Annotated in this window: 17 protein-coding genes; 11 read left to right on the plus strand and 6 right to left on the minus strand. The window is 41.0% G+C overall.

Annotated elements, in window-relative coordinates:
* Nucleotides 1-19: 19 nt before the first annotated feature.
* From ABGT15_RS14110 to ABGT15_RS14120, 3 genes are all read right to left on the minus strand, one after another.
* Nucleotides 20-589, minus strand: a complete 570-nt coding sequence (locus ABGT15_RS14110) for a 5-formyltetrahydrofolate cyclo-ligase (RefSeq protein ID WP_367232101.1) — start codon at nucleotides 587-589, stop codon at nucleotides 20-22.
* Nucleotides 558-1,820: a pyridoxal phosphate-dependent decarboxylase family protein gene (locus ABGT15_RS14115; RefSeq protein ID WP_367232102.1), complete on the minus strand. Its 1,263-nt coding sequence runs from the start codon at nucleotides 1,818-1,820 to the stop codon at nucleotides 558-560. Before ABGT15_RS14115 ends, ABGT15_RS14110 begins: the two co-directional genes overlap by 32 nt.
* A 182-nt stretch (nucleotides 1,821-2,002) precedes the next feature.
* Complete coding sequence (locus ABGT15_RS14120) at nucleotides 2,003-2,974, minus strand: succinylglutamate desuccinylase/aspartoacylase family protein (protein ID WP_367232103.1); 972 nt, start codon at nucleotides 2,972-2,974, stop codon at nucleotides 2,003-2,005.
* Nucleotides 2,975-3,092: 118 nt separating this feature from the next.
* Between ABGT15_RS14120 and uvrC the strand changes: the two genes are divergently transcribed.
* The 10 genes from uvrC (at nucleotide 3,093) to ABGT15_RS14170 (ending at nucleotide 17,039) form a co-directional block, all read left to right on the plus strand.
* Entirely contained in the window at nucleotides 3,093-4,898 is a 1,806-nt protein-coding gene (gene uvrC / locus ABGT15_RS14125) for an excinuclease ABC subunit UvrC (RefSeq protein WP_367232104.1), read from the plus strand.
* 1 nt (nucleotide 4,899) lies between these two features.
* A complete protein-coding gene (locus ABGT15_RS14130; protein WP_367232105.1) occupies nucleotides 4,900-7,101 on the plus strand; it encodes a patatin-like phospholipase family protein in 2,202 nt (733 codons plus the stop codon).
* 109 nt (nucleotides 7,102-7,210) lie between these two features.
* Nucleotides 7,211-8,656, plus strand: a complete 1,446-nt coding sequence (locus ABGT15_RS14135) for an amino acid permease (protein ID WP_367232106.1) — start codon at nucleotides 7,211-7,213, stop codon at nucleotides 8,654-8,656.
* Nucleotides 8,657-8,890: 234 nt separating this feature from the next.
* Nucleotides 8,891-10,048: a homogentisate 1,2-dioxygenase gene (locus ABGT15_RS14140; RefSeq protein WP_367232107.1), complete on the plus strand. Its 1,158-nt coding sequence runs from the start codon at nucleotides 8,891-8,893 to the stop codon at nucleotides 10,046-10,048.
* A gap of 177 nt (nucleotides 10,049-10,225) precedes the next feature.
* On the plus strand, nucleotides 10,226-11,389 hold the full coding sequence (hppD, locus tag ABGT15_RS14145; protein WP_367232108.1) for a 4-hydroxyphenylpyruvate dioxygenase: 1,164 nt from the start codon (nucleotides 10,226-10,228) through the stop codon (nucleotides 11,387-11,389).
* A gap of 297 nt (nucleotides 11,390-11,686) precedes the next feature.
* Entirely contained in the window at nucleotides 11,687-12,478 is a 792-nt protein-coding gene (locus ABGT15_RS14150; RefSeq protein ID WP_367232109.1) for a DUF3108 domain-containing protein, read from the plus strand.
* Between the two features lie 2 nt (nucleotides 12,479-12,480).
* Nucleotides 12,481-13,407 carry a tryptophan 2,3-dioxygenase family protein gene (locus ABGT15_RS14155; protein ID WP_367232184.1) on the plus strand — a complete coding sequence of 309 codons (927 nt, stop codon included), beginning with the start codon at nucleotides 12,481-12,483 and terminating at the stop codon, nucleotides 13,405-13,407.
* 27 nt (nucleotides 13,408-13,434) lie between these two features.
* Complete coding sequence (locus ABGT15_RS14160) at nucleotides 13,435-14,670, plus strand: M23 family metallopeptidase (RefSeq protein WP_367232110.1); 1,236 nt, start codon at nucleotides 13,435-13,437, stop codon at nucleotides 14,668-14,670.
* Complete coding sequence (pgi, locus tag ABGT15_RS14165) at nucleotides 14,670-16,283, plus strand: glucose-6-phosphate isomerase (RefSeq protein ID WP_367232111.1); 1,614 nt, start codon at nucleotides 14,670-14,672, stop codon at nucleotides 16,281-16,283. Before ABGT15_RS14160 ends, pgi begins: the two co-directional genes overlap by 1 nt.
* 135 nt (nucleotides 16,284-16,418) lie before the next feature.
* Nucleotides 16,419-17,039, plus strand: a complete 621-nt coding sequence (locus tag ABGT15_RS14170) for a hypothetical protein (protein ID WP_367232112.1) — start codon at nucleotides 16,419-16,421, stop codon at nucleotides 17,037-17,039.
* Between the two features lie 173 nt (nucleotides 17,040-17,212).
* Here ABGT15_RS14170 and mfd read toward each other — a convergent pair whose 3' ends face one another.
* Nucleotides 17,213-20,476, minus strand: a complete 3,264-nt coding sequence (gene mfd, locus ABGT15_RS14175) for a transcription-repair coupling factor (protein WP_367232185.1) — start codon at nucleotides 20,474-20,476, stop codon at nucleotides 17,213-17,215.
* A gap of 120 nt (nucleotides 20,477-20,596) precedes the next feature.
* Nucleotides 20,597-21,238, minus strand: coding sequence for a hypothetical protein (locus ABGT15_RS14180; protein WP_367232113.1), 642 nt, complete (start codon nucleotides 21,236-21,238; stop codon nucleotides 20,597-20,599).
* 167 nt (nucleotides 21,239-21,405) lie between these two features.
* Between ABGT15_RS14180 and ABGT15_RS14185 the strand changes: the two genes are divergently transcribed.
* Nucleotides 21,406-22,350 (plus strand): L-threonine 3-dehydrogenase, encoded by a 945-nt coding sequence (locus ABGT15_RS14185; RefSeq protein ID WP_367232114.1) that lies wholly within the window; start codon nucleotides 21,406-21,408, stop codon nucleotides 22,348-22,350.
* A gap of 45 nt (nucleotides 22,351-22,395) precedes the next feature.
* Here the strand turns inward: ABGT15_RS14185 and ABGT15_RS14190 are convergent, their stop codons facing one another.
* The gene (locus ABGT15_RS14190; RefSeq protein WP_367232115.1) at nucleotides 22,396-22,980 is read right to left on the minus strand and encodes a hypothetical protein; all 585 of its coding nucleotides are present in this window, start codon (nucleotides 22,978-22,980) and stop codon (nucleotides 22,396-22,398) included.
* Between the last annotated feature and the right edge of the window lie 10 nt (nucleotides 22,981-22,990).

Below are 22,990 nucleotides of genomic sequence, written 5' to 3' on the forward strand. Positions count from 1 at the left end.
GGTTTACGAATATACTTTTTTAAAGTTGAAACGCAAAAATTCCTTCCGGTGTTACACAATAATCCAGTCGGATGTCATTTTCTGCAACATCACTGATGGTTTCTTCCGGATCAAAGTACGAAAGGCCAATTTTGATTACATTCGGTTTGCATTCGGCAAGAAACGTATCGTAAAAACCTTTGCCATAGCCTACGCGGTGACCGGTTTTGTCATAAGCCAGTAACGGCACGAAAACCACATCAATTTTTTTTGTAGGCACTTCCAAACCGTCCACGGGTTCGGGAATGCCGTAGTCGTTTTTCTTAATTTTCGTATTGTCGGTCAATAAGAAATGCGTCATTTTTCGGGTGTCGAAATCGGCTTTGGCAATCACCACTTCTTTGTCTCTTCCGGCCAAAATCTGCAAAAGGTATTCGGTATTGATTTCGTTTTGCGCCTCAATCGGCAGAAATAAATGAAAATAGGTTTGTTCCCAAATCGGCAGGGATAAACAAAGGTTGGCAATTTCCAGACTCATCAACTGAATTTCATCAAACGTGAGTTTTTTTCGGTCGTTTTTATACTTTAAGCGGAGTTCTTTCTTTAACATGGAGCGTACATTTCAAATCGGCTATAAAAGTACTCAAATGATCGATTTCCACATGATCCATAATCACAATTTTGTGCCAACGGTTGCCTATGCCGTGTTTTTGAGGTACCAAATCGTATTTTTCTTCCAGTTCCGGGGAGATAAACTGCGATTGAATGGTGACAATATTCATAAACGGATCGCGGAAATACTTCACCTGTAGAGCGTCCAATTGCTGACACAACCAATCCGTACGCATCTGTAACACCCGAATTTTTTCACACCAGCCAAAGGGGCCATAGGTAAAAAGTATCATCCAAACGGCAATAGCATTTGCTCCGCTTCTACTGCCACATAAGGTCAGATCCATGCCTTCCACATATTCCGCTTCCTGTGTAAGGACGTTTTCGATTAACCCTTTTCGGCAGAGAAAAATCCCGGTTCCGTAGGGGGCCTGCAGCATTTTGTGGGCGTCAATGGTAATCGAACTGATCTTCGGATTTTCAAAATTAATGGTGCTTTCCGAGTTGCTGAACGGATACACAAATCCACCGTATGCTGCGTCAATGTGCAGTTTGTACAGCAACTGATGCCGCTCCAGAATCGCACAATAATCCTCCGGATTGTCAATGGCGCCAAACATCGTGGTGCCCATATTTGCGACTACGATAAAATATTTTTTCCCTTTGTTTTTGGCTGAAACGACAATTTTATCCAAAGCAATTTTGTCCAGCTTTCGGGTTTCAAAATCCACGGGAATAGCATAGCGCTCCAGCATCAGTAAGTTGGAGGCTTTCGGAATGGAGTAATGGGTGTCTTCCGAAGCGATGATGGCAATTTCCTCCGCAGAAGCATTACAATAGTTCATAAAGAAATTGCGGTACATCCAAATGGCCTGTATGTTGGCTTCCGTACCGCCCGGCGCAATATAGCCGTCGTAGGCGTGTGGCTCGGCTTTGAAAATATCTTCCGCCAGCACTTTTAAGACTTCACGTTCCATTTCCTGGGTGCCGCTAAAGGCTTTTTCGGAAGTTCCGAAAGTGTGACAGCCTATATGATTGGGGTTGGCAACGTAGGTTTGCAAAGTCGGAGCGTCTTTTAAAAAAGGCATATCGCTGTTGAATACTTTGTTGTCCAGTTTGGAAGCCGGATAGCCCAACGAGGCATCATGCGCAAAATTTACGTTTTCCTGTAACGCACGTTCAATACGTGTTTGGCGTTCTTGTTGCGATAGTTTTTTCCACAAAATCATAATCTTGAATTTTAATCAAAACTAAGTGCTTCGGAAATAATAAAATATGATAATTGTTAGGTTTTTAAGTGCTGAATGAAAGCGTTGAAAGCGGGACTTCTCAGGTTTTTAATTTATTTACCACAGCTTCACAGATTATTAAGTTTGAAAGTCTGCGAAGCTGTGGTAAATTTATCCGGTAGCTAGATGTTTTCCAATTCCGTCGAAATATGATAAATGGCATCGCCCTGATACACAATCGGCGCTTCGTTTACATTGATGATGTAGCCGGCATTGGGCGCTTTCATTTTGTGTTCGATTTTGCCGTACGGATCGGAAATGGTCGCCAGCAATTGTCCTTTGGTTACATAACTTCCTATTTTGGTATAGCCGTGGAACATGCCTGAGTACCGCGCCCGAATCCAAGCTGATTTTTCAATGTAAATACTGTCTTGATCCAAGGGGGCGGCTTTCTTTTTGCTTAGCATGCCCAGATGTTCCAAAACCCGTTTGGCACCTTCAATGCCTTGTTGGGTAATTTCTTCGTTGATATCGATGGATTTTCCGCCTTCAAACAACAGCATTTTTACGCCAAGTTTGTCGCATGAATTTCGGAAGGAACCGGATATGTTGTTGGAATACAAGGTGAAAGGGGCGTTGAAAACCGCTGACAAATCCCGAAGTTCTGCATTACCTGGCGCAATTCGAATTTGTGCCGCATTGAAACGGGCTGCGCCGCCGGCATGAAAATCAATAGCATAATCCACATGCGGAATAACTTCTTTTAGCAGATAATAGGCAAAACGGCTGGCAAGCGAACCGTTTTTACTGCCCGGAAAAACGCGGTTTAAATCACGACCGTCCGGAAATTCGCGGGTTTGGTTCACGAAGCCAAAGACATTGATAATCGGAATGCAGATAATCGTTCCCGTTTTCGGTTTGTTGATTTTCTTTACAATGAGCTGACGGACAATTTCAATCCCGTTGATTTCATCCCCATGCAATCCTGCCGATAACAAAACCGTCGGGCCCGGAAGTTTAGCGCGTTCCACGATGATCGGAATTTTCAATTTGGTCATGGTGTGGAGCTTGGCAATTTCCATGTTAATGGTCTTGCTTTCGCCGGGTAAAATCTCTTCTTTTAGTATTTTCAGGATGTTATTGCGGTAATTCATAGTCAGTTAAAACGCTAAAATAGTAATAATTATAAATTATGAGTTAGGAATTGTAATGAAGTCGCTTTTTGGTGGAACAAATTCGTAAATTTGAAACTAACTTACTGTTCAAGAAAAAATGTCGCTTTCCGCTTTAGAACTCCAAATCCAAACCTTACCGGACAATCCCGGCGTCTATCAGTATTACGATAAAGACGGAAAAATTCTGTATGTAGGGAAAGCCAAGAATCTGAAGAAAAGGGTTTCGTCCTATTTCAACAAAATACACGACAACGCCAAAACCAATGTACTGGTTAAGAAGATTGTAGCCATCAAACACATCGTAGTGCCAACGGAAACTGACGCGCTTTTGTTGGAAAACAATTTAATCAAAACGCTACAGCCGCGCTATAACGTTCTGTTGCGCGATGATAAGACCTATCCTTGGATTTGCATCAAAAACGAGCGGTTTCCCCGAATTTTTTCCACCCGGAAAATGATCAAGGACGGTTCGGAATATTTTGGGCCATATACCAGTTTTAAAACCGTCCATACGATTTTGGATTTGGTGAAAGAGCTGTATCCGTTGCGCACCTGCAATTACGATTTGAGTAAAGCAAACATCGACAGTGGCAAATTTAAAGTCTGTCTGGAATACCATATCGGGAACTGTAAAGGGCCTTGTGAAGGATTGGAAAGCATTACCAATTACGAAAAACAGGTGCAGGCCATTCGCGAAATCCTGAAAGGGAATTTTAAAGAGAGTTTGAAGGAATTCAAAAAACTGATGACTGATTTGGCGTTGGATATGAAGTTCGAGGAAGCGCAGAAAATCAAAGAAAAGATAGAGGTTTTGGAAAACTATCAGGCGAAGTCGACCATTTTGAACCCGAAGATTTCCAATATCGATGTGTTTTCGATTGTGTCGGATGAAAGTATGGCGTATGTCAATTTCCTTCAGATTTCCCACGGCGCGATTGTGCGTTCCCATACTATGGAACTCAAAAAGAAACTCGAAGAAACCGATGAAGAACTGCTGGAATTGGCTGTAGTGGAACTTCGCGAGCGTTTTCATCTGCTTTCCAAAGAAATCATCCTGCCGTTCGAACTCGATTTTGGCGACAAAATAAAAGTGACCGTTCCCAAACTGGGCGACAAAAAACAGATACTCGATTTGTCCGAGCGCAATGCAAAATATTACCGTTTGGATCAGCTCAAGCAAATCAAAATCGTCGATCCGGATCGGCATACCAACCGTATCATGGCGCAAATGCAGAAAGATTTGCGTTTGTCAGTCGAGCCGCGCCATATTGAATGTTTTGATAATTCCAACATTCAGGGAACCAATCCGGTTTCGGCCTGTGTGGTGTTTAAAGACGGGAAGCCAAGCAAGAAAGATTACCGTCATTTCAATATCAAAACCGTCGAAGGGCCAAACGATTTTGCTTCGATGGAAGAAGTGGTATACCGACGTTACAAACGTTTGTTGGAGGAAAATGAACCCTTACCGCAACTGATTATCATTGACGGTGGAAAAGGACAATTGTCTTCGGCGCTGAAAAGTCTGGAAGATTTAGGGTTACGCGGTAAAATTGCCATCATCGGCATTGCCAAACGACTGGAAGAAATTTACTATCCGGGCGATTCGGTGCCGTTGTATCTGGACAAGAAATCGGAAACCCTGAAAACCATTCAGCATTTGCGCAACGAAGCCCATCGTTTCGGGATTACGTTTCATCGTGATAAGCGCAGTAAGGCGGCCATTCAAACCTCTATAGAACAGATTCCCGGGATTGGTGAAAAAACCATGATTACGCTTATAAAACATTTTAAATCGGTAAAAAGATTGGCAAAAGCGACAGAAAGTGAAATTTCTGAGGTCGTAGGGCTTTCAAAAGCCAAAAAAATTGTCGACTTTTACAAGGAATCCAATCCAACAAATTAAAATGAAAAAACTTTTTCCGCTGCTTTTTTTGTTTAGCCTAGTTTTTTCTGCCTTTGCCCAAGAGCAAAAAAAACCCAAAATCGGAGTGGTTTTAAGTGGTGGCGGTGCAAAAGGATTGGCGCATATTGGGGTTTTGAAAGTCCTGGAAGAAGCAGGCGTTAAAGTGGACTATATTGGCGGAACAAGTATGGGGGCCATAGTGGGAGGGTTGTATGCTTCGGGTTACAACGCGAGACAGCTGGATTCTATTTTTAGTGTGGTGGATTCGGATGCCTTACTCCAGGATTATATTCCGAGGAGTTCTAAAAATTTCTTTGAAAAGCGAAACGATGAGGTATATGCCCTGACATTGCCTTTTAATAATTTTAAAATTGGTGTGCCAACAGCGCTTTCCAAAGGCTTATTCAATTTTAATCTTTTAAGTCGCCTTACCCATCACGTGCGTCATGTACGGGACTTCGATAAACTTAAAATCCCTTTTGTTTGTATTGCTACCGACATTGAAAGCGGGGAGAAAATCATTCTTAAAAACGGCGTGTTGCCTCAGGCGATTTTGGCCAGCGGGGCTTTTCCATCGTTATACAACCCGGTGGAAATTGACGGGCGCCTTTTAATTGACGGAGGCGTAACCGACAATTATCCGGTGGAAGAAGTCCGAAAAATGGGTGCCGATATCATTATTGGCGTCGACGTACAGGACGGTTTAAAAGATCGCGAAACGATTGGAGGGGCTTCGGGGGTTTTGGTGCAGATTACCAACTTCGGGATGATTGAAAAGATGGAGGAAAAGCGAAAACTGACGGATATTTATATTAAGCCTGATATCAAAGGGTATTCTGTGATTTCGTTTGATGAAGGCAGTGCGATCATCCGTAGAGGGGAAGAAGCGGCTTTCGCTTTTTATGAAGAACTTTTGAAAATAGGTGGAAATCCTAAAACCACCGTTGAGAAAATTGGGGCACTTCCGGAAGACATACTTCAGATTGCGGATGTTAAAGTGAATACCCTGAAAAACTTTACCCGGCCGTATGTCTTAGGAAAACTTAAGCTTCGTAAACCTTCCGGGATTACGTATGAGCGTCTGAACGGAGGAATGGGGAATTTGAACTCAACTCAAAATTTCAGTGCTATCTCCTATTCTTTTGAAGAATCCGAAGGTGGGGAAAAACTGATGATCAACTTAAGAGAAAATCCTGTCAATACCTATTTGAAATTTGGGGTTCATTACGACGGACTTTATAAAAGTGCTGCATTGATCAATATTACCCGCAAGAAAATTTTAACCAAAAACGACAATATTTCCCTGGATTTAATCTTAGGCGATAACCTGCGGTACAACCTGAATTATTATTTCGATAATGGTTTTTATTGGAGTTTCGGGATGAATTCAAGATACAATACGTTTAATAGAAACATCGCGACTGATTTCAGCAGCGGGGCACAATTGCCAGAATTAAACATAACCAGCCTGAATGTGGATTACTCCGATTTTACCAATCAGGCTTATCTGCAAACTATTTTTGCACAAAAATATCTTATTGGAGGAGGCTTGGAGCACAAATACCTGAAAATTGAATCGGAAACGCTGCAAAGTAATCCGGTTTTGGAGAACAGTCATTATCTTTCAGCTTATGGTTACCTGAAATTTGATTCTCAGGACAAAGTTTACTTCCCTAAAAAAGGATTTCATTTCTTCGGTGATTTTAAATCGTTTCTGTATTCTTCTGATTATAACGGAGGGTTTGAACCTTTTTCGATTGCCAAAGCCGACATTGAACTGGTACAGACGTTTTTCAAAAGAGTAACGGTGAAACTGCAATCGGAAGGCGGGTTTGCCATAGGGGAAAAAACCACACCGTATCACGATTTTGTGCTCGGAGGTTATGGGTACAATATGATTAATAATTTTCGTCATTTTTACGGATATGATTTCCTGAGCTTGTCTGGTGACAGTTATGTGAAAGGTGAAGTAGGGTTGAGCTGGGAATTTTATAAGAAGAATCATTTGAATTTTGCAGCGAACTATGCCAATATCGGAAATAACATCTTCGAATCCGATACTTGGGCGCCAAAACCAATGTATTCCGGTTATGCTGTCGGGTATGGTATGGAAACACTTATCGGACCAATAGAAATCAAGCACAGTTGGTCTCCGGAAACCCATGATCACTTCACTTGGTTTAGCGTAGGCTTTTGGTTTTAAACCTTTAAAAAAGGATAAAAATTATATTTTCTTTTTAATTCCTGCTTTTTTTATATGAATGTTTTTAAAAAAGTCTATTTTTGGGGATTAAAATACCAAAACTATATTTATGTCTATTTGGAAAACTAAATCGTTGGCGCAGTTGCTTGGTGAGGCGTCAGAATCTGAAAAAGGTTTAAAGAGAACGCTTTCGTCCCGAGCACTAGTTGCTTTAGGTATAGGTGCCATTATTGGTGCCGGATTATTTTCATTAACAGGTATTGCGGCAGCAGAACACGCTGGACCTGCCGTAACGTTATCCTTTGTTTTGGCTGCCGTTGGGTGTGCCTTTGCCGGGTTGTGTTATGCGGAGTTTGCATCCATGATTCCGGTAGCCGGAAGTGCTTATACCTACTCGTATGCCACCATGGGAGAGTTTATGGCCTGGATTATCGGTTGGGATTTAGTATTGGAATATGCTTTGGGAGCAGCTACCGTAGGGGTGAGTTGGTCGCGATATTTTCTGGAATTGCTCAATAAGTTTGGGGTTCATCTCCCGCATAGTTTAATCTGTTCGCCTTGGGAAACCTTAAAATTGAGCGACGGAACCGTAATTGAAGGCGGTATCATCAATCTTCCAGCTATTTTTATTGTGGTTTTATTGTCGTTGTTGTTGATCCGCGGGACCAAAGAGTCGGCTTCGATGAACAACTTCTTGGTGGTTTTGAAAGTTGCGGTAGTGATTTTGTTTATCGTTTTAGGATGGAGTTATATCGATTCGGCAAACTATGAGCCTTATATTCCTGCTAACACTGGTGTGAAAGGAGAGTTTGGTATTTCAGGAATTGCTGCCGGAGCAGCAACAGTTTTCTTTGCCTTTATTGGTTTTGATGCCGTATCGACAGCCGCACAGGAGGCTAAAAATCCGCAAAAAGGAATGCCTATCGGTATTTTAGGATCGTTAGTAATCTGTACTATTTTATATGTGTTGTTTGCCCACGTAATGACCGGATTGGTGCCGTACTACGAATTTGCAGGTGATGCAAAACCAGCAGCTACAGCGTTTGCTAAGACCCCTTATACTTTTTTACAGACCGGTTTGATTATTGCTATTTTAGCCGGGTATACTTCAGTAATCCTTGTGATGTTGATGGGGCAAAGCCGTGTGTTTTACAGTATGAGTAAAGACGGTTTGTTGCCAGGTTTCTTCGGAGAAATTCATTCAAAATTCCGTACCCCTTGGAAAACCAATATTTTCTTCATGTTCTTCGTGAGTATTTTTGCAGGTTTTGTTCCTGTAAGTGACTTGGGACACATGGTAAGTATTGGAACTTTATTGGCTTTCGTACTGGTGTGTATTGGTGTAATGGTAATGCGTAAAAAAATGCCGGATGCGCCGAGATCGTTTAAAACACCTTTGGTGCCTTTCGTGCCTATTGCAGGTATTTTGGTGTGTGTGTATTTGATGTACTCTTTACCACAGGAAAGTTGGATTCGTCTTATCCTATGGATGGCTTTAGGAGTTGTGGTTTATTTCTCATTCGGGAAAAAGAACAGTAAGTTAAACAACGAATAGTTTTCACAAAACATAATAAAAACCCAAAAAGTATAACAATCATGTTTCTTTTTGGGTTTTTTTATTTTATAGGATTCCAAAAATAATTCCGATATTTGTAGTGTTATGAATAAACAGTGGATCGGTTTATTGGCGCATTTAAAATTCCTCATCAAGAGAAATCCTGAGTGAGCTGTTTTTATTTGGTATGAGCGAGTTTTTTAAAACGAACGTTAAACTTTAAACAAATAAAAAATGCCATTTTATCATAAACTGGGTAAAATCCCACACAAGCGACACATACAGTTCCGTAAGGAAAACGGCGATTTGTATTACGAGCAGTTGTTTGGAACCATAGGTTTTGACGGTATGTCGACCAATATGTACCACGAACAACGCCCTACACAAGTAAAGGAGATCCGCAAACAATACAGCGTTGCGCCTAAAATTGCCAAAGAAAACAACATTCAGTCCTACCGTCTTCGCGGATTTCAGGTAACACCGGAAAACGATTACTTGGAAAGTCGTAAAGCGGTGTTAACCAACAGTGATTGTACGATTATTTTAGCAGCTCCGAAAGAATCCACCCGTGATTATTTCTATAAAAACACCGATGCCGACGAGATGATCTTCATCCATAGAGGAACCGGTAAATTGCGAACCATGTTAGGAAACCTTGATTTCAAATATGGGGATTACCTGATCGTTCCGCGCGGGATGATTTATAAAATCGATTTCGATACCGACGACAACCGTTTGTTTATCGTAGAATCCCGTCGTCCGATTTATACGCCGAAACGTTACAGAAACTGGTTCGGGCAATTGTTGGAGCACTCGCCGTTTTGCGAGCGTGACATCCGTCAGCCTCAGGAATTGGAGACCTATAACGAAAAAGGGGATTTTGTAATCAAAGTGAAAAAGAAAGACGAGATTTTCGAAATGGTGTATGCCACACATCCTTTTGACGTGATAGGGTATGATGGTTTTAACTATCCGTATGCTTTGTCTATCCACGATTTTGAACCGATTACCGGAAGAATCCACCAACCGCCTCCCGTACACCAAACTTTCGAAACCGATGCTTTCGTAGTGTGTTCGTTTGTGCCGCGTTTGTACGATTACCATCCGGAGTCGATTCCTGCACCGTACAACCACAGTAACATTGACAGTGATGAGGTGTTGTATTACGTAGACGGAGATTTCATGAGTCGTAACGATATCGAGGCGGGTCATATTTCCTTACACCCAGCTGGAATTCCGCATGGACCACACCCAGGCGCAACCGAAAGAAGTATCGGGAAAGTGGATACGCAGGAATTAGCGGTAATGGTTGATACGTTTAAGCCTTTGATGGTTACGGAAGAAGCTATGAAAATTGCCGATGAGCAGTATTACCAATCCTGGTTAGATTAACAATATAAATATTTGAAGCAAATCCCGCTATCCGCTATATCTTTCAAATTCTCACATTCCGACTTCGCTCCATGTGACAATTCAAAAGGATGCCGCTGCTATCGGGGCTAAAACAATGTCAACTCAAACACGCTTCTGCAAATCAGTTTTTCAGAAGCCATTAATAAAATTAAGACTATGTCACAAGAGATAAAATCAGTAGAATACGGATTAGAAAAAATTTTTGAAGGTGCTCAGGACTTCCTTCCCTTATTAGGAACCGATTACGTAGAATTTTACGTAGGGAATGCCAAACAGGCGGCTCATTTTTACAAAACCGCTTTCGGTTTTCAGTCGTTGGCCTATGCCGGATTGGAAACAGGAGTGAAAGACCGTGCGTCGTATGTGTTAAAGCAAGACAAGATCCGTATCGTACTAACTACGGCATTAAATAGCAGTTCACCTATCGGAGAACACGTAAAAAAACACGGAGATGGTGTAAAAGTGATTGCTCTTTGGGTGGAAGATGCTCGTTCGGCTTTCGAAGAAACTACCAAACGTGGTGCAAAACCGTACTTTGAGCCAACTGTTGAATCTGATGAAAACGGTGAAGTGGTTCGTGCAGGTATTTATGGTGCCTACGGGGAAACGGTTTTCGTTTTTGTGGAGCGTAAAAACTATAACGGTATCTTTATGCCAGGATATAGTGAGTGGAAATCCGACTATAATCCGACTCCTGTTGGATTAAAATATGTGGATCATATGGTTGGAAATACCGGTTGGAACCGAATGAACGAAGCGGTGAAATGGTTTGAAGATGTAATGGGATTTGTAAATTTCCTTTCGTTTGATGATAAACAAATCACTACAGAATATTCGGCATTAATGTCTAAAGTGATGTCTAACGGTAACGGACGTATCAAATTCCCTATTAATGAACCGGCTGAAGGGAAAAAACGTTCTCAAATTGAAGAGTATTTGGATTTTTATGAAGACGAAGGAGTACAGCATATTGCCATTGCAACGGACGATATTCTTTCTACGGTTGCGGAAATGCGTGCCCGTGGGATTGAATTCTTAAGCACACCGCCACAAGCGTATTATGATGCGATTCCGGAGCGTTTGAAAGATCACATGTCTAAATTTAAAGAAGATATCAACGAGCTTCAGAAATTAGGAATCATGATCGATGCCGATGAAGAAGGCTATTTGTTGCAGATTTTTACCAAACCAGTAGAAGATCGTCCGACGCTTTTCTTCGAGATTATTCAGCGAATGGGAGCTCGTGGTTTTGGTGCCGGTAACTTTAAAGCGCTTTTTGAATCCATCGAAAGAGAACAGCAATTACGAGGAACATTGTAATAAAAACGCATTTTCATTAAATATAATTTAAAAACCAGCTTTTAAAAGATGTAAATTTTGCTAAAAATGTGTTAAAGTTAATTTTTTAATTGGAAATCAATAAAAACACGTTACCTTTGCACTCGCAAAAATGAGGTACTCATAACGCCTCATTGAGCAAGTAAATTTTTCATAATTTATAGTTTTTTGGTTGGTTAATAGCATAAAAACTCAGTCATTCTTTTGACTGGGTTTTTTTGTTTTTATAACTTTGGAATGGAAATTGCACATGACGTTGTAAATTCAAAATTCAAACCAATGAAAAAAATCATTGTTTCCTTATTACTTTTAGCATTTTTGGGTGTTGCGACTTCCTTTTCGGTTGCAGGTCAGGATTCTGCATTTACCACCGGCGAGTTTTTTAAATTTCGAATCCATTACGGTTTAGTGAATGCGGGTTATGCTACGCTTGAAATAAAGGAAGCGGTTCGTAACAATCGTAAAGTTCATCATGTGATGGGTAAAGGTTATACCGTTGGAATGGCCAAATTGTTTTTTAAGGTTGAAGATGATTATCAGAGTTATTTCGATAAAGAAACCGGTCAACCTTATCAATTTGTGCGAAAGATAGACGAAGGAGGTTATACTAAGAATCAGGAAGGTTTTTTTAATCAAACAAAAAATACGGTTTTAGTTAAAGATTATAAGAATAAAACTGAAAAAACATTTTCAGTTACCGAAAATGTTCAGGATATTGTATCTTCGTTTTATTATTTGCGAAACCATCCTAAGATTGATAAGCTGAATCAAGGGGAATCCATTGTCATTGACATGTTTTTTGATGATGAGGTTTATAAGTTTAAGCTTAAATATCTTGGAAAAGAAGATATTACGACCAAATTCGGTACCGTATCGGCTAAAATGTTCAGGCCTTATGTGCAGTCCGGCCGTGTTTTTAAGGAAGAGGAAAGTTTAACCGTTTGGATTTCCGATGATGAAAACAAAGTGCCGCTACGAATCAAGGCCAGTTTGGCGGTAGGTTCGCTTAAAGCGGATTTGGAAGGTTTTAAAGGGTTAAAGCATTCATTTAAAGTTAAAGTAAAGAAATGATAATGGAAATTACTCCGGAAGTTCACGATAAGATCAGACAGATTGAGGAAAAATTCAACGCCATCAATCAGAAGACCGAAACGCATTTAGAAGGCCTTTTGTGGTCCAAACCGATTACCTATTGGGATTATATTCAAACCGATGCCTTGCTGAACCTTCAGATTCAGCGTACCACTTTACCGGACGAAATGGTCTTTATTATGTACCATCAGGTGAACGAGTTGTTGTTCAAAATGATTTTATGGGAAATTGGACAGGTAGCCCATGCTGAAAAAATGGCGACGGAATTTTTTACAGAACGTTTGATGCGTATCAGTCGTTATTTCGATATGCTCACCACCTCATTCGATATCATGGGTGACGGAATGGAAGTCGAGCAATACCTGAAATTCCGTAATACATTAACTCCTGCAAGTGGTTTTCAAAGTGCGCAATACCGCATGATTGAATTCGCTTCGACTGATTGGATTAACCTGATAGACCAACGTTTTAGGGCTACTATAGACCGTAATGCTTCGTACGATCAAGCTTTTGAGCACCTGTATTGGCAGGCGGCCGGGAAAGATTATAAGACAGGGGAGAAATCATACCTTTTGAAAGAGTTTGAGAAAAAATATAAAAAACAATTTTTAAGCCAGATGGAAGAGTATAATACGCTTAACCTTTGGCGAAAATTCAAGCAATTGCCGGAAAAAGATCAACTAAATCCAGACTTGATCGCGGCCATGCGTCATTACGATAAGACCGTGAATATTACTTGGGTTATGGGGCATTATAATGCAGCAGTGAAATACATTGAGAGCGTACCGGGCAATCACGAAGCTACCGGGGGCAGTGATTGGAAAAAATACATGCTGCCAAAATACCAAAGACGTATATTTTTTCCCGAACTTTGGAGCAAGGAGGAATTAGAGCGATGGGGAGAATAGAACTATAACCAACGAAAACCAACAAACTTGAAATACACCGCAATCATATTATTATCATTAATACTATTTGCTTGTAACACTAAAGAAGAAAAAGAAAAAACCAACAAACCGGAAGTAAAAAAAGAAAAGATCGTTTACGAATTTGGATTCAAGTTAAATGATTTCAATGTAGTACATGACACCATTCAGTCCGGAGATAGTTTTGGAAAGATTTTAGGCGAGCAGGGTTTTGACGCTGCCAAAGTTCACGAAATCAACGAAAGAGTAAAAGATTCCTTCAATGTGAGAGACATTCGAATCGGAAAGCCTTTTACATTGCTTCAGGATAAAAAAGCACCCAACAGTTTAAAAGTATTCGTTTATCAACCGGATAAGATGAGTTATTACGTAGTGGATTTACGTGATTCCATTCCGCTTGTCTATAAAAAAGAGCGTCCGGTTGTTATTAAGCGCAGAACCATTGCAGCGGCTATAGACGGATCGGTTTCGAGTACCCTTGCCCGGGAAGGCGTTTCAGCGGCATTGGCACCGGAACTTTCTAAAATTTATGCTTGGTCCATTGACTTCTTTAAAATCAATAAAGGGGATAAGTTTGCCGTAACGCTTACTGAAAAATACCTTGAAGGAGGGGAGTATTTAGGCGTGGAAAATGTGGAAGCTTCCTATTTCGAATACAAAGGAAAAAAAATCTATGCTTTCCCATTCAAACAAAATGAAAATCAGAAGAGAGTAGATTATTACGATGAAGAAGGAAAAGTGCTTAAAAACATGTTTTTAAAAGCGCCTTTAAGGTTTGTTAATATCACCTCGCGTTACACCCGAAGTCGTTTTCATCCGGTTCAGAAAATCTGGAAGGCCCACAACGGTACGGATTATGCTGCGCCAACCGGAACACCGATTATGACCACTGCTTCCGGAACCGTCGAGCAAACCGGTTATACCGGCGGTAATGGTAATTTTGTTAAAGTACGTCACAACTCAACATATGCTACACAATACCTTCACATGTCTAAAATTCTGGTGCGTCGCGGTCAGCACGTGCAGCAGGGGCAAGTGATTGGAAAGGTAGGAAGTACCGGTTTAGCTACAGGGCCACACGTTTGTTACCGTTTCTGGAAAAATGGGGTACAGGTGGATCCGCTAAGGCAGAAATTACCAAATTCGGAACCGATGAATCCGAAGTATAAATCAAAATTTATGACTTATATTGCGCCACTGAAAAAAGAATTGGACAGTGTTTCATTAGCTAAATTTGGAGAATAATGGCGTTAGAGAACGTAAATCCAACCAAAACCCTGAGTTGGACACAATTACAGAAGCATTTCTCGGAAATAAAAGACGTTTGCATGCAGGAACTTTTTGCTTCCGATGCACAACGCGCGGAGCGTTTTCATATACAATGGAACGATTTTCTGTTGGATTATTCCAAAAACAGAATTGATGCAACTACGCTACAGCTGCTTTTACAGCTAACAAAAGAAGTACAACTGGGAGATGCCATTCAGAAATATTTTTCAGGGGACATCATCAACGTAACAGAAAACAGAGCCGTTTTGCACACTGCTTTACGCTCTTCAACAACTTCTGTTTTGAATGACGGAACCAATGTGATTACGGAAATCAAAGCAGTTCAGGCAAAAATGGAGACGTTTGCCAAAGATGTTATTTCCGGAATCCGAAAAGGTTATACCGAAAAACCGTTCACAGATATCGTAAACATCGGTATTGGCGGTTCGGATCTGGGTCCGGATATGGCGGTGGAAGCTTTGCAGTTTTATAAAAATCATCTGAATATTCATTTTGTTTCTAATGTTGATGGCGATCATGTGAATGAAGTTCTTAAGCCACTCAATCCGGAAACCACACTTTTTATCATTGTATCCAAAACCTTTACAACACAGGAAACTATTTCCAATGCCACAACAATTAAGGATTGGTTCTTGCAATCTGGGCAGAAAGGGGATGTTGCGAAACATTTCGTAGCGGTTTCCACCAATATCGAAAAGGTAACCGAATTCGGCATCAGCGATCAAAATATTTTCCCGATGTGGGATTGGGTTGGCGGCCGTTTTTCATTGTGGAGCGCCGTAGGATTGTCGATTGCACTGTCCATAGGATATGATAATTTTAAAGAATTGCTGAAAGGTGCCAGTGAGATGGACGAGCATTTCAAAACCACTTCATTCGAAAACAATATTCCGGTTGTATTGGCTTTGCTAAGCGTATGGTACAACAATTTTTTTGACAGCCGAACTGAAGCGGTAATTCCATATTCACAATACCTGAAAAAATTAGCTCCTTACTTGCAGCAGGCTGTAATGGAAAGTAACGGGAAACATGTAGACCGTGATGGAAATCCGATGGGCTATCAAACCGGGAATATCATTTGGGGTGAGCCGGGAACCAATGCCCAACACGCGTTTTTTCAGTTGTTGCATCAGGGAACCAAGATAATTCCATGTGATTTTATTGGTTTTAAAGAATCGCTTTATCAGAATAAGAAGCATCATGATAAATTGATGGCGAACTTTTTTGCTCAAACCGAGGCATTACTTCTGGGTAAAGACAAATCGAAAGTGATGGCGGAAAGCGGCGAGAATCCTTTTTTAACGCCATTTAAAACCTTTGAAGGCAATAAACCGACAAACACACTGCTGATTCGAAAACTCACGCCAAAAACGCTTGGATCGCTTATTGCGATGTATGAACACAAGATATTTGTACAAGGCGTTATCTGGAACATTTTCAGTTACGATCAATTCGGGGTGGAATACGGAAAACAACTGGCCACTACAATTTTGGAGGAAATCAATTCGGGTAGGATGCAAAAACATGACAGTTCAACCAGTTTTCTTCTGCAAGCCTATCTGAAATAAGCAGAATTCATATTCTTCAGGTCTTTTAAGTTTATTAGCAGTACTTCTTGAAATTTATATTTTATGAAGTAATTTCTCATTCTTATAATTTTATGTCGTAGTATGCGTTATGATTCATTCAAAACCATGTAAAACATGAAAAAAATTATGCTGACTTTTATAAGTCTGTTCCTAGTGCAAATTTCCTTCGGGCAAGCCGTCAATAGCGAATTGAAAATGGTATCGGAATATGGTGCTGCAAATCCTGAAATTAGAGATTTATTACAATTTGAAGGCATTGAGTACCTGAAACTAAAGTTTATCGGAAAAGAACTGAAAAAGAAAAGCTACCAACTTACCGTGAAAGAAATCTGGGGCGGAAAGACCGTTCGGGAGTCTGTCGTGTTTGACAGCAAATCGACCGGTATAGAACAACTTCAAAAGGTAAACGATACGGTTTTACATTTAAAGGTAATTTCCAAATTGACGCAAAAGAATAAATTACGAATGACCTTCCGGTTTCCACGTTTATCCATAACCAAAGAATACGACGCCATTGAAACCCATGATTACAGCCTGCGCAATATTGCCGAGGAAAGTAAAATGGCAATCGGTTACGATAAAAAGTTTTATTTGTTGGCGTATATTCTGCCGTATGAGCATAAAGACGGTTCGGTGTCCTGGTGCGAAGTGGGAACTAGCGGCAAAGACATCGAAAACTGGGGCAGTAAATTCGGTATTAAGCATTACCTGCTTTTTGAAATGAAATTTGAGTAGGTTTCTCTTTTAAGAATATAACATTCTCTTAAACTGCATAACAATCTGATAAACTTATAATAACATTGTTGGTTGTAGGAAATTGCAACTTTGTAAGGACAAAAATAGCTTTTAGGTAAGCAGTGTGTTATTATTCAAAAACCTCCTTTCTTTCGATTGGAGGTTTTCTTTTTTTACATCATTTCGATTAGCTCGAGTGCGCGTTTTATCGACTTTACATTTTCAAACGTCAACAATAAGCGCAAACCGTTTTTCGTTTCTTTTTCTTTCATTTTGCACAGATTTCCGTTTTGCTGGACAAATTGTAGCACTTTCATAAATTTCGACGACTGGTAATAGTCCGATTGCTGATCCGACACAAAATAGCCCACCATTTTGCCTTGTTTCAATACCAGTTTTTCAATGCCAAGATGTGTCGCTTTCCATTTAATGCGGATACTGTTCAACAATGCTACCGCCTGTTTTGGTAACGCGCCGAAGCGATCAATGAGTTTTTGTTCGTATTGCTGTAAGGCTTCTTCGGTTTTAATTAAACTCAGTTCGTTGTATAAATTTAAACGTTCCGAAATATTGTTGATGTATTCGTCCGGGAACAGCAATTCAAAATCGGTGTCAATCTGAATGTCTTTAACGTATTCCTTGGTTTCGATGTCGTTTTCCTCTGGATACAAATCCTTGAATTCGTTTTCTTTCAGTTCCTCAATCGCTTCGTTCATTATTTTCTGATAGGTGTCAAAACCGATATCGTTGATAAAACCACTCTGTTCACCACCCAACAAATCACCAGCACCGCGAATTTCCAAATCTTTCATGGCAATATTAAACCCACTGCCCAATTCACTGAATTGTTCCAAAGCCTGAATTCGTTTTCGGGCTTCCTCGGTCATGGCCGAGTACGGCGGACAGATGAAATAACAGAATGCCTTTTTATTGCTACGCCCTACACGCCCGCGCATCTGATGCAAATCGGACAAACCGAAATTATTAGCATTGTTGATGAAAATCGTATTCGCGTTCGGAACATCCAAACCACTTTCGATGATGGTCGTAGCCACTAATACATCGAATTCCCCATCCATAAAGGCGAGCATTAATTCTTCCAATTTCTTGCCGTCCATTTGTCCGTGACCTACACCCACTTTGGCACCCGGAACCAAACGCTGAATCATTCCGGCAATTTCCTTAATATTTTCAATGCGGTTGTTGATGAAATACACCTGGCCGCCGCGTTCAATCTCATACGAAATCGCGTCACGGATAACTTCTTCGTTAAAGCCGACTACCTGTGTTTCAATAGGATAACGGTTGGGTGGCGGTGTGGTAATAACCGATAAATCGCGTGCTGCCATCAACGAAAATTGTAAGGTTCTCGGAATTGGAGTCGCGGTTAGAGTAAGCGTATCGACGTTATGCGCGATGGTTTTGAGTTTGTCTTTTACGTTCACACCGAACTTTTGTTCTTCGTCTACAATCAGTAAGCCCAAATCTTTAAAAACCACATTTTTATTCACCAACTGGTGTGTTCCGATTAAAATATCAAGTTTCCCTTCCTCCAGTTGTTGTAAGGTTTCTGCCTTTTGTTTCGCCGAACGAAAACGGTTTACATAGCCCACGCTCACCGGCATATCTTTTAAACGCTCGCGAAAGGTTTTGTAATGTTGAAAGGCTAAAATCGTGGTCGGAACCAAAATGGCTACTTGTTTTCCGTTGTCCACGGCTTTGAAGGCGGCACGAATGGCCACTTCCGTTTTTCCGAAACCAACGTCGCCACAAACCAAACGATCCATCGGACGGTCGTTTTCCATGTCAGCTTTGACTTCCTGTGTGGCTTTTAATTGGTCGGGTGTATCTTCGTAGATAAAAGACGATTCCAATTCCGCCTGCAAATAACTGTCCGGAGCAAAAGCATAACCTTTGTCCAAGCGGCGTTTCGCATACAATTGAATCAGGTTGAACGCAATGTGTTTTACTCGGGCTTTTGTTTTCTGCTTTAAGGTTTTCCAGGCGCTGGAGCCCAGTTTGTATATTTTTGGAGGCGCGCCGTCCTTTCCGTTGTATTTGGAGATTTTGTGCAGCGAGTGGATACTTACGTACACAATATCGTTATCGGCATAGACCAGTTTGATGGCTTCCTGCGTTTTACCTTCTACCTGAATTTTCTGCAGGCCGCCGAATTTTCCGATGCCGTGATCGATGTGGGTCACATAATCGCCTACGGAAAGTGTATTAAGTTCTTTCAGGGTAATGGTCTGCTTTTTCGAATAGCCGTTTTTTAGGTTAAATTTGTGGTAACGTTCAAAAATCTGATGGTCGGTGTAACAGGCAATTTGCAATTCCTCGTCGATAAATCCCTGAAACAAAGGAAAAACAAGGGTGTGGTATTGTTTGCGGACGTTTTCGTGATTGGCTTCGTCTAAACTCTCGAAAATATCGTGGAAACGTTTTGCTTGTCCGTCGTTAGAACAGAATAAGTAGTTTTTGATGCCGTTGAAATGGTTATCGTTTAGGTTGTTCAGTAATAAATCGAATTGTTTGTTGAACGACGGTTGCGGCTGTGTATGGAATTCAAAGGTTTTTTCAGTGCGGAAAACAGGCTTCGATGCCAGTTCCACCAAAGTGAAATCCAGCGCTTTTTTTACGAAAGTCTGTTGGTTGACAAACATGGTTTCCGGTGAGGCATGTTGAATGTCTTTGGATAGTTTTTCAAAAGCTTCCGTTGCTTTGCCGAATAATTTGTCTAACCGGTTTAAAAGTAAATCGGTATTCTGAACAAACAAAACCGTTTGTGGGCTGATATAGTCCAAAAAGCTCTCGCGGTTTTCTTTCAGGAACTTGTTTTCCACGTTGGGAATGATGGTGATTTTCTTTTGTTTTTCCACCGAAAGCTGGGTTTCCACATCAAAGGTTCGTATGGAATCGACTTCGTTGCCGAAAAACTCAATCCGGTAGGGATTGTCATTGGAAAAGGAAAACACATCTATGATTCCCCCTCGCACGGAAAATTCGCCCGGCTCCGACACAAAATCTACCCGTTTGAAGTTGTACTCAAACAAAACTTCGTTGATGAAATCAATCGAAATCGTGTCGCCGGTAGCCACTTTCAGCGTGTTTTTGTCGAGTTCTTTTCGGGTAACCACTTTTTCAAAAAGCGCATCCGGATAGGTGATGATAATGGCTGGTTTTTTGCGCGAATTGATACGGTTCAATACTTCGGCACGCAACAATACATTGGCATTGTCGGTTTCTTCAATCTGATACGGTCGGCGATAGGAGCCCGGGTAAAACAATACATCTTGGTCGTTAATCAGATTTTCTAAATCGTTCAAATAGTACGCTGCTTCTTCCTTGTCCTGAAAAACCATCAGATACGGTAAATCGGTTTTGGTGAAAAGTGTTTCAATCACAAACGACAAAGCCGAACCGATCAATCCTTTCATTTGAATTTTCGATTCCCTTTTTTGGAGTTGTTCTGCAATTTGGGCAATTTTTGCCGATTTCTGATAGAGGTTTTTGATGTCGGTTTTCAAAAGCAGTAAATTATGACGTAAGAAAATGGATTAACGGTTAAAAGTTTTTCTTTTACGGGTTTCTGGTGATGACGTTGTAGCAGCTTCTTCCGCTTTAAGTTCCTGAACTTCCCGACGGGCGTGACGAGTGGTGTCTAATGCCTGTAACATGATTAATTCGCCTTCTTCTTTCGGGATTTCACTTTTAATGATGATTTCGTTCATCTGGTTTTGTATTGAGGCCAGTTCCGAAGAAACTTCCGGAATGATTTTCAATATTTTATCGGTTGGGATGTGTGGTAAACTCATGTAAGTTTCCAGTGATTTCAGCTTGGTGTTTAAAGTCGAAATTCGGCTCTTAACTGCCGGTTTGTTGAACATTTTGGGGATATTCAATTCCAAAAGTTGGCCTTTAAGAGTTAAGTTTTTCGATTTGGTACGAAAAGCATTTAAGGAACCTTTTGGGTTTTGTTGTAATTCCTGTGTGAAAGTGTCCCATTGATTCCATCCGCGTAGCTGGTTTTGTACTTTGGGATTAGCCGGAGGAATCGAAAAATGCCAGTTTTGAGTAAGGGTTTTTAAAACGGCGCTGTCCAGTTTTTCAGCTTTAACGCTGTCGGCAACGCGTGTTTCCTTGTTGTTGCAGGAAACGATGAAAAACGAAAAAAGAAGTAATATAAATTTAGATTTCATAGTCTTGATTTGTAAAAGCAAAGGTACAAATGTTCTGGGAATCTGCTTTTTCTGATAGGAATATGTTAACTAAAATATCGTTTTTTGTGAATCGGGAATTTTGAAAGTGAAATTGAACCGCATTTTTTAAGCAAAAGAGTATCTTTGTAGGGAACAAACAAACACAAATGAGCACGAAAATATTAATCATCGGCGCCTGCGGACAGATTGGTACCGAACTGACAGCCAAACTCAGAGCTACTTACGGAACGGAAAATGTAATTGCCTCCGATATTCGAAAACTGGAAAACGAGGTAGTCCAAAACGGCATTTTTGAAGTAGTCAATGCTCTTGATTATAACCAAATTGAGAATTTAATAGAAAAATATGAGATTACCGATGTGTACCTGATGGCGGCTTTGCTATCGGCTACAGCGGAAAAAAATCCTGCCTTTGCCTGGGATTTGAACATGAATTCGTTGTTCCACGTGTTGAATTTAGCCAAATCCGGAAAAATCAAGAAAATTTTCTGGCCTTCGAGTATTGCTGTTTTCGGACCCACAACGCCAAGAGACAATACGCCGCAGTATACCGTTATGGAGCCTTCCACGGTTTATGGTATCTCAAAACAATCCGGAGAAAGATGGTGTGAATATTACAATAAACAATATGGGGTAGACGTGCGAAGTATCCGTTATCCGGGACTTATTTCCTGGACGACACCTCCGGGTGGCGGCACTACAGATTATGCAGTAGACATCTACTACAAGGCGCTTTCTGATAAAAAATTCACCTGTTTCCTTTCTGAAAATACCGGATTACCGATGATGTATATGGACGATGCCATTAAGGCGACCATCAGCATTATGCAGGCACCTGCGGAAAGTATAAAAGTGCGTTCTTCGTACAACTTATCGGCTATCAGTTTTACGCCGAAAGAAATTGCGGAATCCATTAAGAAACACATTCCGGAATTCACCATTGATTACGCACCGGATTTCCGTCAAGCCATAGCCGATTCCTGGCCGGCGAGTATTGATGATTCCGTAGCACGAAAAGACTGGGGTTGGCAACACGATTACGATATGGAAAAAATGACCACCGTAATGTTGGAAAACCTTGCTAAAAAATAGAAAAACGCAGCCACTGGCTGCGTTTTTTTTACCCCTGAAAAAAGTTTATTCTTGCACAATAGGATCACGCAACGATTCCAATACTGCAACAACTTCATTGATAATGGCAGGATCGGTTACGCCGTTTAATGCCGCAGCCGCTCCTACATAGCCTATAAATTTATTATAATCTGCATCGGATGCGGTGGTTCCCATTCTTGGATTTTGTGCAGGGTTGTGCGCCATAGCCATATTCATGCCTGAGTAGGTGTTGGTGGCTCCTCCGCCGGTGTTGGCTGAGAAAAAGTCGGTTAAGTTTTTGCTTAAAACCGCAACATTGGTTGTGTTTCCGCCTGAAACTTCTCCAACCAGCGGGGCAAAATGCGCACCGAAATTCCCTTCAGAACCCGCTACGATATCGGCCACAATTAACGTAATGGTACTGTCTACTACGGAACGATAGCTTAACCGGCCTTGTTCAATCATGGATCCGGGGTTGTTAGGGTCGGCTACCATAGTGGTTCCGCCCAGTTTTTGGTACAGCGTCATTGCTGCGGGAGTAGGGGCGTTGTCGTCGTTGTCGTTGCAGGAAATGAATGTAAGAGCACCGAAAGACAGGGCAAAAAGCGTAATTTTAGCAAATGTTTTCATAAGTATCTGG

Origin of the sequence: Flavobacterium enshiense (assembly GCF_040750275.1) — a bacterium.
GTDB lineage: Bacteria > Bacteroidota > Bacteroidia > Flavobacteriales > Flavobacteriaceae > Flavobacterium > Flavobacterium enshiense_B.

Bases quoted from the DNA above. Each gene is read 5' to 3' on its own strand.
- ABGT15_RS14190 (WP_367232115.1), bottom strand. From the start codon at position 22,980: ATGAAAACATTTGCTAAAATTACGCTTTTTGCCCTGTCTTTCGGTGCT.
- ABGT15_RS14155 (WP_367232184.1), top strand. From the start codon at position 12,481: ATGGAAATTACTCCGGAAGTTCACGATAAGATCAGACAGATTGAGGAA.
- ABGT15_RS14180 (WP_367232113.1), bottom strand. From the start codon at position 21,238: ATGAAATCTAAATTTATATTACTTCTTTTTTCGTTTTTCATCGTTTCC.
- ABGT15_RS14115 (WP_367232102.1), bottom strand. From the start codon at position 1,820: ATGATTTTGTGGAAAAAACTATCGCAACAAGAACGCCAAACACGTATT.
- ABGT15_RS14110 (WP_367232101.1), bottom strand. From the start codon at position 589: ATGTTAAAGAAAGAACTCCGCTTAAAGTATAAAAACGACCGAAAAAAA.
- ABGT15_RS14150 (WP_367232109.1), top strand. From the start codon at position 11,687: ATGAAAAAAATCATTGTTTCCTTATTACTTTTAGCATTTTTGGGTGTT.
- ABGT15_RS14170 (WP_367232112.1), top strand. From the start codon at position 16,419: ATGAAAAAAATTATGCTGACTTTTATAAGTCTGTTCCTAGTGCAAATT.
- ABGT15_RS14120 (WP_367232103.1), bottom strand. From the start codon at position 2,974: ATGAATTACCGCAATAACATCCTGAAAATACTAAAAGAAGAGATTTTA.
- ABGT15_RS14135 (WP_367232106.1), top strand. From the start codon at position 7,211: ATGTCTATTTGGAAAACTAAATCGTTGGCGCAGTTGCTTGGTGAGGCG.
- ABGT15_RS14130 (WP_367232105.1), top strand. From the start codon at position 4,900: ATGAAAAAACTTTTTCCGCTGCTTTTTTTGTTTAGCCTAGTTTTTTCT.
- mfd (WP_367232185.1), bottom strand. From the start codon at position 20,476: ATGAAAGGATTGATCGGTTCGGCTTTGTCGTTTGTGATTGAAACACTT.
- pgi (WP_367232111.1), top strand. From the start codon at position 14,670: ATGGCGTTAGAGAACGTAAATCCAACCAAAACCCTGAGTTGGACACAA.
- ABGT15_RS14140 (WP_367232107.1), top strand. From the start codon at position 8,891: ATGCCATTTTATCATAAACTGGGTAAAATCCCACACAAGCGACACATA.
- ABGT15_RS14185 (WP_367232114.1), top strand. From the start codon at position 21,406: ATGAGCACGAAAATATTAATCATCGGCGCCTGCGGACAGATTGGTACC.
- hppD (WP_367232108.1), top strand. From the start codon at position 10,226: ATGTCACAAGAGATAAAATCAGTAGAATACGGATTAGAAAAAATTTTT.
- uvrC (WP_367232104.1), top strand. From the start codon at position 3,093: ATGTCGCTTTCCGCTTTAGAACTCCAAATCCAAACCTTACCGGACAAT.